Consider the following 10,050-nt stretch of genomic DNA (forward strand, 5'->3'; position numbering starts at 1 on the left):
TCCACGTTCCGTGGCGCCGGCTGGAACGTCATCAAGGTCGTGTGGGGCCGCGAGTGGGACGACCTGCTCGCCCGTGACGTCGACGGCGTGCTGGTCAACCGGATGAACACCACGCCGGACGGCCAGTTCCAGACCTACTCCACCGAGGAGGGCTCCTACATCCGTGAGCACTTCTTCGGGGTCGACCAGCGGCTGCGCAAGATGGTCGAGCACATGAGCGACGACCAGATCTTCAAGCTGCCGCGTGGCGGTCACGACTACCGCAAGGTGTACGCCGCGTTCGACGCCGCCACCAAGCACAACGGCCAGCCGACCGTGATCCTGGCGAAGACCATCAAGGGCTGGACGATCGACGCCCTCGAGGGCAAGAACGCCACGCACCAGATGAAGAAGCTGACCAAGGACGACCTGAAGCGGTTCCGCGACCGGCTGTACCTGCCGATCAGCGACAAGGACATCGACGAGAACGACATCGCGCCGTTCTTCCACCCGGGCGAGGACGCCCCCGAGATCCAGTACATGCTCGACCGGCGCCGTCAGCTCGGGGGCTCGCTGCCCAAGCGGGTGGTCCGGTCCAAGCTGCTGAAGCTGCCGGGCGACGAGGTCTACTCCGAGCTCAAGCAGGGCTCGGGCAAGCAGGCGATCGCCACCACGATGGCGCTGGTGCGGCTGCTCCGCGACCTGATGAAGGACCCCGAGATCGGCCAGCGCCTGGTGCCGATAGCGCCCGACGAGTTCCGCACCTTCGGCATGGACTCGATGTTCGCGACCGCGAAGATCTACCAGCCGGCCGGCCAGCAGTACGAGTCCGTGGACCGCAAGATGCTGATGACCTACAAGGAGTCGGCGCAGGGCCAGCTGCTCCACGAGGGCATCTCCGAGGCGGGCGCGATGGCGTCGGCGACGGCCGCCGGCTCGGCGTACTCCACGCACGGCGAGCACATGATCCCGTTCTACATCTTCTACTCGATGTTCGGGTTCCAGCGGACCGGCGACTCCATCTGGGCGATGGCCGACCAGCTCGCCCGCGGCTTCCTGATCGGCGCCACGGCCGGCCGCACCACGCTGACCGGTGAGGGCCTGCAGCACGCCGACGGCCACTCCCCGCTGCTGGCCGCGAGCAACCCGGCGGTCGTGCACTACGACCCCGCCATGGCCTACGAGGTGGCGCACATCGTGCAAGACGGGCTGCGCCGGATGTACGGCGCGACCGAGGGGCACGAGCACGGCGAGGACGTCATCTACTACCTGACGGTCTACAACGAGCCGGTGGTGCAGCCCAAGGAGCCCGACGACGTCGACGTCGAGGGCCTGCTCAAGGGAATCCACCACGTGGCCACGCCGCCCGAGGTGTCCGGCAACGGCGGCCAGATCCCCCGGGTGCAGCTGCTCGCCTCCGGCGTCGGCTTCCCGTGGATCACCGAGGCCGCCCGGCTGCTCGCCGAGGAGTGGGGCGTCGCGGCCGACACCTGGTCGGTCACGTCGTGGAACGAGCTGGCCCGTGACGGTGTCGAGGCCGAGAAGTGGAACCTCCGGCACCCGTCCGAGTCCCCGCGCACGCCCTACATCACCCACAAGCTCAAGGAGGCCGAGGGCCCGATCGTGGCGGTCAGCGACTTCATGCGTGCGGTGCCGAACCAGATCGCCAAGTGGGTCCCCGGCGACTACCACACGCTGGGCACCGACGGCTTCGGATTCGCCGACACCCGTCCGGCGGCACGCCGGTTCTTCCAGGTCGACGCCCAGTCCGTCGTCGTCCAGGCGCTCGCCGCCCTGGCCGCGCGGGGCGAGGTCAAGCCGGAGGTCGTGCAGGAGGCGTTCGACAAGTACCGCATCGACGACCCCACCGCCGTGGCCGACGTCAAGCAGGAAGGTGGCGACGCCTGACCGGCTCCAGCGGACCGGTGGGCCGGGTCCGCAGCCTGCACCGCTACCCGGTCAAGTCCCTGTCCGGCGAGACACTGCCGCGCGCCGCCGTCGACCTCCGGGGCGTCGCCGGCGACCGGGCCTGGGCCGTCCGGGACCCCGACGGGAAGCTCGGCAGCGGCAAGTCGAGCCGGCGGTTCCGGAAGATGGACGGCCTGCTCGCCCTGGTCGCGGTGTACGAGGACGACGTCCCCGTCATCGAGCTCGAGGACGGTACGACCTACCGCGGTGACGACCCGGCGGTGCACGAGGCGCTGTCGGCGTACGTCGGACGCCCGGTGACTCTCGCCCGCGAGTCCGACGTGTCGCACTTCGACGACGGTCCCGTGCACCTGCTCACGTCGGCGAGCCTGCGTCGGCTCGAGGCCGCCCGTGGCGCTCCCGTCGAGGCGTCGCACTTCCGGCCGAACCTCGTGCTCGACAGCGAGGCCGGCGACGGGTTCGTCGAGGACGCCTGGGTGGGCCGGCGGCTCGCCGTCGGCCAGGACCTGGTGCTCGCGATCCGGGCCACCATGCCGCGCTGCGTGATGGTCACGCTCCCGCAGCGGGGACTCGCGGGTGACGCCGAGCTGCTGCTGACCACCACCGACGCCAACCTGGGCGACCTGGGCGTGGTGGCGGACGTGGTCACCCCCGGAGTCGTCGAGGTCGGCGACGAGGCCCGGCTGCTCGCCTGAGCGGCGGCAGCGGGGACGCGACGTCACGGCCGGACGGACGTCCGAGCCCTCAGGCGATGTCCTCGGCCGGCAGCCGGGTGACGTTCTCGGGCAGGGGCGCCTGACGCCCCGCCTTCAGCAGCGCCCGCCACCGACCGCGGTGGTAGGCGGCCGGCTGCGTCGTACGGATGAAGTCGTTGACGATCTTCACGAACCGCTGCGGGTGGTCCTTGTGCGGGAAGTGGCCGGCGTTGCCGATCACCTCGACGGTGCAGCCCGGCGCCATCTCGGCGGCGTTGCCGGCGTGCCGCACCGGGATCACTGAGTCCTCGGTGCCCCAGATGACGCACATCGGCATGGCGGCGGTCAGGTAGGCCCGGTCGGCCATCGTGACGATCTGGCCGCGCCAGTCGATCACCGCGCTGACGACGTGCCGGATGGCGGTGCGTGCCTTGGGGTCCCGGAACGAGTTGATGATCGCCGCGACCTCGTCGAGGTCACGGGTCACGGGCAGTCCGGTGGCCGCCAGGGCGCGCAGGTAGGCCGTGGTCAGGTGTCGGACACCGGGCAGCGTGACCAGGCCCATCGCGGTGTGGAACCCGGGCAGCGTGACCGCGCGCAGGGCAGCGGTCACCTCGGGACCGAGACCACCCGGGGCGACCAGGATCATCCGCTCGGTGCGCTCGGGGAACTGGTAGGCGAACTGCATCGCCACTCCCCCGCCGAGGCTGTGCCCCACCACGGTGACCTTGTCGATGCCCAGCACGGTGAGCAGGTCGCGCATGCCGTTGGCGTAGCCGCCGACGCTGTAGTCGGCCCGCGGCTTGGCGCTGCGCCCGTGGCCGAGCAGATCGGGCGCGATGACGGTGTAGCGGCGCGACAGCGCCTGGATCACCGGTTGCCAGGTGGTGTGGTCGCACCCGAGCCCGTGCAGGAGGAGCAGGGCGGGACCCGAGCCTGCCTTCACGAAGGCACGCTTGTGCCCGTGAATGGTGAGGTACTGGACCTCCGGCGGCTTCGCCATGGCGCTCCTCGGGGTGCGTGCCGCGACTGTAGCGAGAACTCGTTCCAAATTCTGCCCGGATCGCCAGCATCTGTTGGGGAAACCGGTCGATCGGTCCGGCTGGTCTTGTCTGTGACCGGAGGCCCGCCGCTCAACCACGCCGAATGTCTCGATTCGGTCACGATCGGCGGTGGGCGGTGCGTCGCTAGGCTCCCGGTATGAGCACGTCGGGCGGCCATCAGGGCCGGGCGCGGGTGGCCCGGCGGCTGCAAGCGTCCGTGGGCACGCTGACGACCGCGGCCGTGACCCGGATGGAGCGGGACATGCCGTGGTTCCGGCAGCTCTCCGCCGAGGACCGGTCCTGGATCGGGATGATCGTCCAGGCCGGCATCAAGGCCTTCGTGGTGTGGTTCGAGGACCCCGACGGGGAGATGCCGGTGACCGCCGAGGTGTTCGGCGCCGCTCCCCGGGCACTCACCGGTGTTGTGACACTCCACCAAACCGTGGAGATGGTGCGCACCAGCATCGAGGTGGTGGAGGAGAACGTCGTCACCGCGGTCGGCGAGGCGGACGCGGCCGAGGTCCGCGAGGCCGTGATCCGCTACGCCCGCGAGGTCGCGTTCGCCACCGCCGAGGTCTACGCCCGCGCGGCCGAGATGCGCGGAGCCTGGGACGCGCGGCTCGAGGCGCTGGTGGTGGACTCGGTACTCCGCGCCGAGGCCGACGAGACGACCAGGTCCCGGGCCAGCGCCCTCGGCTGGGAGTCGCGGGGCGACGTCGCGGTCGTGATCGGCCGGGCACCGAGCCCCGATGCGACCACCACTGCCCGGGAGAGCCTGTTCGACGAGGTACGCCGGTCGGCCCGGCATGCCGGCCTGGACGCGCTGTGCGCCGTGCAGAGCGACCGGATGGTCGTGGTGCTCGGCGGCGTGGACAACGCGGACAAGGCGGGAGCCGCGGTGGCGCGGCACTTCGGCGACGGGCCGGTCGTGGTCGGCCCCGTCGTACCCGACCTGGTCAGCGCCCACGTGTCCTCGCGTGCGGCGGTCGCTGGTCTGCGAGCCGCCCCCGGGTGGCCGGCCGCGCCGCGCCCGGTCACGAGCGACGACCTGCTGCCCGAGCGCGCGCTCTCGGGCGACGGGCACGCACGGCGCCAGCTCGTCCGCGAGATCTACCAGCCGTTGCACGACGCGGGCGACCCGACGCTCGACACGGTGACGGCCTTTCTCGACCACGGGAGCTCGATCGAGGGCACCGCACGGGCGATGTTCGTGCACGCGAACACCGTCCGCTACCGCCTGAAGCGGGCCGCCGAGGTGACCGGCCTGGCCGTCTCCGACCCCCGGCACGCCTACACCTACCGGGTGGCGCTGACGCTGGGACGGCTGTGGACCCGGGAGACCGGCACCAGTGGCGCCGCCGCCGAGCCCGCCCCGGGTGAGTCTTTGTAGGGTCTCTACAACACTGGGGGGCGAATCTTCGTTTGCGCTGCGGGCGCGACCGCGGCCCCGGTCCCGGCAGCATGGTCGTGTGCTCGCAATCGTCGCCCCCGGCCAAGGGGCTCAGTCCCCCGGATTCCTCACGCCCTGGATGGAGCTGCCGACGTTCGCCGACCGGCTCGGCTGGCTCTCGGCGGTGACGGCGCTCGACCTGGTGCACTACGGCACGGAGGCCGACGCCGACACCATCCGCGACACCGCGGTGGCGCAGCCGCTGCTGGTCGCCTCCGGCCTGCTCGCCGCGCTGGAGCTGTTCCCGCACCCTGCCGACGCGTTCGGCAAGATCGGTGCGGTCGCCGGCCACAGCGTCGGTGAGCTGACCGCCGCGGCCGGAGCGCGGGCGATCACCGCCGAGCAGGCGATGGTGCTGGTCCGCGAGCGTGGCCGCGCGATGGCACAGGCCGCCGCCCAGACCCCCACCAGCATGACCGCGATCCTCGGCGGCGACCGCGAGGAGGTGCTCGCCAAGCTCGAGCAGCACGGCCTGACCGCCGCCAACGACAACGGCCCCGGCCAGATCGTCGCCGCCGGCACCGTCGAGGAGCTTGCCGCGCTGGCGGACGACCCGCCGGCCAAGGCGCGCCTGGTGCCGCTGTCGGTCGCGGGCGCCTTCCACACCCGGCACATGGCCCCCGCCGTCGACGTGCTCGGCAAGCTGGGCCGGTCCGTGTCCACCCACGACGCCCGCACGCCGATCATCTCCAACCGCGACGGCCGGGTGCTCCACGACGGCCGCGACGTGCTCAAGCGGATCATCACCCAGGTCAGCAACCCGGTCCGCTGGGACCTCTGCATGGAGACGATGCTCGACCTCGGGGTGACCGGGATGCTGGAGATGCCGCCCGCCGGCACCCTCACCGGCATCGCCAAAAGGGGCATGAAGGGTGTCGAGACCTTCGCGCTCAAGACCCCCGACCAGCTCGACGAGGCCCGCGCGTTCTGCGACAAGCACGGCTCCGCCAAGCACGGCTCCACCAACGCCCTCGACACCGCACCGACCTGGCGGATGCTGGTCGCCCCGATGAAGGGGACGTTCCGTCGCGGCACCGACGCCGCCGAGGGCGATTCCCTCCCGGCCGCCGCCACGATCGGCACGGTGGCCAGCTCCCGTGACGAGACCGAGGTCACCGCGCCGCACGGCGGCACCGTCGTCGAGTGGCTCGTCGAGGACGGCGACCTCGTCTCTCCCGGCCAACCGCTGATCCGCCTCCACCCCGAAGGGGTACCGTCATGACCCACATCACCGACGCCCCGGGCGCCCCGCACGCGACCATCCTGGGCATCGGCTCCTACCGCCCGTCGCGCGTGATCCCCAACTCCGAGGTCGTCGAGGCGATCGACTCCTCCGACGAGTGGATCCAGCAACGCTCCGGCATCAAGCAGCGACGCTGGGCCACGCCCGAGGAGACGGTCACCCTGATGTCGGTCGAGTCGTCGCGGATCGCGATGGAGCGCGCCGGCGTCGAGCCGGAGCAGATCGACGCGGTCATCGTCGCCACCGTCTCGCACATGTTCCAGACCCCGGCCGTCGCGACCATGATCGCGCACGAGCTCGGCACCAACCGCCCGGCTGCGTTCGACATCTCGGCGGCCTGCGCCGGCTTCTGCCACGGCGTCGCGCTCGCCTCCGACATGATCCGCGGCGGCAGCTCGAAGCACGTGCTGGTGATCGGCGTCGAGCGGCTCTCCGACCTCACCGACGTCGGCGACCGCGGCACGGCGTTCATCTTCGCCGACGGCGCGGGTGCGGCGGTCGTCGGACCGAGCGACGAGCCGGGCATCGGCCCCGTCGTGTGGGGCTCCGACGGCGAGCAGTTCGACCTGATCCGGCAGAAGGAGGACTGGCGCGACGTGCTCCAGCAGGAGCGCCCCGTCATGCCCCACCTCGTGATGCAGGGCAACCCGGTGTTCCGCTGGGCGTCGTACGAGATGGCCAAGATCGCCCAGGCCACCCTGGACCGCTCCGGCATCACCGTCGACGACCTCGACGTGTTCGTGCCGCACCAGGCCAACATGCGGATCATCGACGCGATGGCCCGGGCGATGAAGCTGCCGCCGCACGTCAAGATCGCCCGCGACATCGCCGAGCAGGGCAACACCTCCGCGGCATCGATCCCCCTCGCCCTCGACCGGATGGTCGAGGAGGGCGAGGCCAAGAGCGGCGACACCGCGCTGCTCATCGCCTTCGGGGCCGGGCTGGCCTACGCCGCCCAGGTCGTGAAGGTCCCCTGACCGGCCCGGGCCAGCTTCCGGGTCAGCACGACCAAGCACAGCAGCAGTTCCGACAACACCCACGCAACCAGAAGGAGAGCCACCCGATGGCCACCACCGAGGAAATCCGCGCCGACCTTGCCGAGATCGTCGAGGAGGTCGCCGGAGTCGACGCCGACCAGGTCCAGCTCGACAAGTCATTCGTCGACGACCTGGACGTCGACTCGCTGTCGATGGTCGAGGTCGTCGTCGCGGCCGAGGAGAAGTTCGACGTCAAGATCCCCGACGACGAGGTGAAGAACCTCAAGACCGTCGGCGACGCCGTCGCGTTCATCGAGCGCGCCCAGGGCTGAGCCACCACCGACGTCGGTAGCCCTACCGTGACCTACCGGTCACCCTCCGGCTACCGACGTCGGTAGGCCGCCCGAAGAACCCCCGGAACCACAGAGGTGAGGAACACCATGAGCGCAGCATCGAGGACCGGCCGCGTGGTCGTGACCGGTCTCGGCACGACTTCCCCCGTCGGCGGTGACGTGTCCACGACCTGGGCCGCACTGCTGGCCGGCCAGTCCGGAGTGGGTCCGCTCAAGCACGAGTGGGCCGAGCAGCTGGGCACCCAGATCGCGGCCGAGGTCGCGATCGACCCGACCGACGTCCTCGACCGGGTCAAGGCCCGCCGTCTGGACCGCTCCGGTCAGCTCGCCCTCGTCGCGGCGCTCGAGGCCTGGGCCGACTGCGGCCTCGCCGGCGAGGAGGGCGCCGAGCCGGGCGTCGACCCCGAGCGGCTCGGTGTCGCGATGGCGTCGGGGATCGGCGGCGTGCAGACGCTGCTCACCAACTACGACTCGCTGAACCTCAAGGGCCCGCGGCGGGTGTCCCCTCTGGCGATCCCGATGCTGATGCCCAACTCGCCCGCGGCCAACATCGGCCTGGCGATCAACGCCAAGGCCGGCGTGCACACGCCCGTCTCCGCCTGCGCGTCGGGCAACGAGGCGATCGCGCTCGGCATCGACATGATCCGGCTCGGCCGCGCTGACGTCGTCGTCTGCGGCGGCACCGAGGCCGCCGTGCACCCGCTGCCGATGGCCGCCTTCGGCCAGATGATGGCGCTCTCGAAGCGCAACGACGAGCCCGAGCGGGCATCGCGGCCGTGGGACAAGGGCCGCGACGGCTTCGTGCTCGGCGAGGGTGCCGCCGTCCTGGTGCTCGAGTCGGAGGAGCACGCGAAGGCCCGCGGCGCGAAGGTGTACGCCGAGGCGGCCGGGGCCGGCATCACCGCCGACTCCCACGACATCGCCCAGCCCGACCCGGTCGGCGCCGGCGCCACCCGGGCCATGAAGATGGCGCTCCGCGAGGCGGACATGGAGCCGTCCGACATCGCGCACATCAACGCGCACGCCACCTCGACCCCGCAGGGCGACGTGGCCGAGGCGCTGGCGATCCGCAACGCCCTGGGTGACAACGCCGCCGAGCACCTGGTGCTCACCTCCACGAAGTCGATGACCGGGCACCTGCTCGGCGCGGCCGGGGCGCTCGAGTCGCTGGCGGTCGTACTCGCCCTCAAGGAGCGGGTCGTGCCCCCGACCATCAACCTCGAGGACCCCGAGGACATCGGCCTCGACGTGGCCGCGGAGAAGCGCAGCCTGCCCGAGGGCGACCTCGCGGCCCTCAACAACTCCTTCGGCTTCGGCGGCCACAACGTCGCCATCGCCTTCCGCAGCGCCTGAACCACGGACGCCGTACCCCCAGGAGCAACTGCATGACCCAGGCACCCGCCGCCCCCGCCAAGCCCGCGAAGCTGCCGCGCGAGCAGGACCCCCGCAACCCGAACTTCCGGCTCGCGGCGTTCTTCGACGACGGCACGCTCGAGCTGATCACCGACGACGACGGCAGCGGCATGCTCGCGGCCGTCGGCAAGGTGAACGGCACCCACGTGGTCGCGTTCTGCTCCGACGCCACCGTGATGGGCGGCGCGATGGGTGAGGTCGGCTGCAAGGCGGTCGTGCACGCATACGAGCGCGCGCTGGCGGACCGGGCACCGATCGTCGGGCTGTGGCACTCCGGCGGCGCCCGGCTCGCCGAGGGGGTGCTCTCCCTGCACGCGGTGGGTGAGATCTTCCATGCGATGACGCAGGCCTCCGGCAAGGTCCCGCAGATCTCGGTCGTGCTGGGGCCGGCCGCGGGTGGCGCGGCGTACGGCCCGGCGCTGACCGACTTGGTGATTCTCGGCCCGGAGGGGCGGATCTTCGTGACCGGCCCCGACGTGGTCCGCTCGGTCACCGGCGAGGACGTCGACATGCTGCGCCTCGGCGGCCCGGAGCCGCACGGCCGCCGGTCCGGTGTGGTGCACATCCTCACCGAGTCGGAGGAGGAGGCGTTGCAACGGGCCCGCCGGGTGGTCTCGCTGCTCGGCGCGCAGGGCACCCTGGAGGTCAAGCGCGTCGAGGACGTCGACCTGTCGCAGATGCTGCCGGAGTCGAAGAAGCGGGCGTACGACGTGCACCCGCTCGTCGAGTCGATCCTCGACGAGGGCACGGCCCAGGAGCTGCACGCGCGGTGGGCGCCGAACATCGTCACCGCGCTGGGCCGCCTCGGCGGGCGCTCGGTCGGTGTCATCGCCAACAACCCGCTGCGGCTCGGCGGCTGCCTGGACTCGTTGTCGGCGGAGAAGGCGTCGCGGTTCGTGCGGATGTGCGACGCGTTCGGCGTCCCTCTCGTCGTGCTGGTCGACGTACCCGGCTACCTGCCCGGGGTC

General features: G+C 71.6%; 9 protein-coding genes. 8 read left to right on the plus strand and 1 reads right to left on the minus strand.

The features are described from left to right. On the plus strand, window positions 1-1,887 hold a 1,887-nt coding region (gene aceE / locus VFH10_RS17770; protein WP_325130986.1), incomplete at its 5' end, for a pyruvate dehydrogenase (acetyl-transferring), homodimeric type. Between the two features lie 17 nt (window positions 1,888-1,904). Continuing rightward, entirely contained in the window at window positions 1,905-2,603 is a 699-nt protein-coding gene (locus VFH10_RS17775) for an MOSC domain-containing protein (protein ID WP_325130988.1), read from the plus strand. A 49-nt stretch (window positions 2,604-2,652) separates the two neighbouring features. Here the strand turns inward: VFH10_RS17775 and VFH10_RS17780 are convergent, their stop codons facing one another. Further along, window positions 2,653-3,606, minus strand: coding sequence for an alpha/beta fold hydrolase (locus tag VFH10_RS17780; RefSeq protein WP_325130990.1), 954 nt, complete (start codon window positions 3,604-3,606; stop codon window positions 2,653-2,655). A gap of 197 nt (window positions 3,607-3,803) precedes the next feature. On the opposite strand from VFH10_RS17780, the gene VFH10_RS17785 reads away from it, so the two are divergent. The 6 genes from VFH10_RS17785 to VFH10_RS17810 all read left to right on the plus strand — a co-directional run. Next, window positions 3,804-5,036: a PucR family transcriptional regulator gene (locus tag VFH10_RS17785; protein ID WP_325130993.1), complete on the plus strand. Its 1,233-nt coding sequence runs from the start codon at window positions 3,804-3,806 to the stop codon at window positions 5,034-5,036. Window positions 5,037-5,115: 79 nt separating this feature from the next. Beyond that, window positions 5,116-6,318 (plus strand): acyltransferase domain-containing protein, encoded by a 1,203-nt coding sequence (locus tag VFH10_RS17790; protein WP_325130995.1) that lies wholly within the window; start codon window positions 5,116-5,118, stop codon window positions 6,316-6,318. Beyond that, entirely contained in the window at window positions 6,315-7,316 is a 1,002-nt protein-coding gene (locus tag VFH10_RS17795) for a beta-ketoacyl-ACP synthase III (RefSeq protein ID WP_325130997.1), read from the plus strand. The genes VFH10_RS17790 and VFH10_RS17795 overlap by 4 nt, the downstream gene beginning before the upstream one ends. An 86-nt stretch (window positions 7,317-7,402) precedes the next feature. Further along, window positions 7,403-7,648: an acyl carrier protein gene (locus VFH10_RS17800; protein ID WP_297415332.1), complete on the plus strand. Its 246-nt coding sequence runs from the start codon at window positions 7,403-7,405 to the stop codon at window positions 7,646-7,648. 108 nt (window positions 7,649-7,756) lie between these two features. Then, window positions 7,757-9,022, plus strand: a complete 1,266-nt coding sequence (fabF, locus tag VFH10_RS17805; RefSeq protein ID WP_325131005.1) for a beta-ketoacyl-ACP synthase II — start codon at window positions 7,757-7,759, stop codon at window positions 9,020-9,022. A gap of 32 nt (window positions 9,023-9,054) precedes the next feature. Continuing rightward, the coding region (locus VFH10_RS17810) for a carboxyl transferase domain-containing protein (RefSeq protein ID WP_325131006.1) at window positions 9,055-10,050 on the plus strand (996 nt) is incomplete at its 3' end.

Origin of the sequence: Nocardioides sp. (assembly GCF_035697785.1) — a bacterium.
Lineage (GTDB): Bacteria > Actinomycetota > Actinomycetes > Propionibacteriales > Nocardioidaceae > Nocardioides_B.

Coding starts and splice junctions, on each gene's coding strand:
- VFH10_RS17780 (WP_325130990.1), bottom strand. CDS start 3,606: ATGGCGAAGCCGCCGGAGGTCCAGTACCTCACCATTCACGGGCACAAG.
- VFH10_RS17785 (WP_325130993.1), top strand. CDS start 3,804: ATGAGCACGTCGGGCGGCCATCAGGGCCGGGCGCGGGTGGCCCGGCGG.
- VFH10_RS17800 (WP_297415332.1), top strand. CDS start 7,403: ATGGCCACCACCGAGGAAATCCGCGCCGACCTTGCCGAGATCGTCGAG.
- fabF (WP_325131005.1), top strand. CDS start 7,757: ATGAGCGCAGCATCGAGGACCGGCCGCGTGGTCGTGACCGGTCTCGGC.
- VFH10_RS17795 (WP_325130997.1), top strand. CDS start 6,315: ATGACCCACATCACCGACGCCCCGGGCGCCCCGCACGCGACCATCCTG.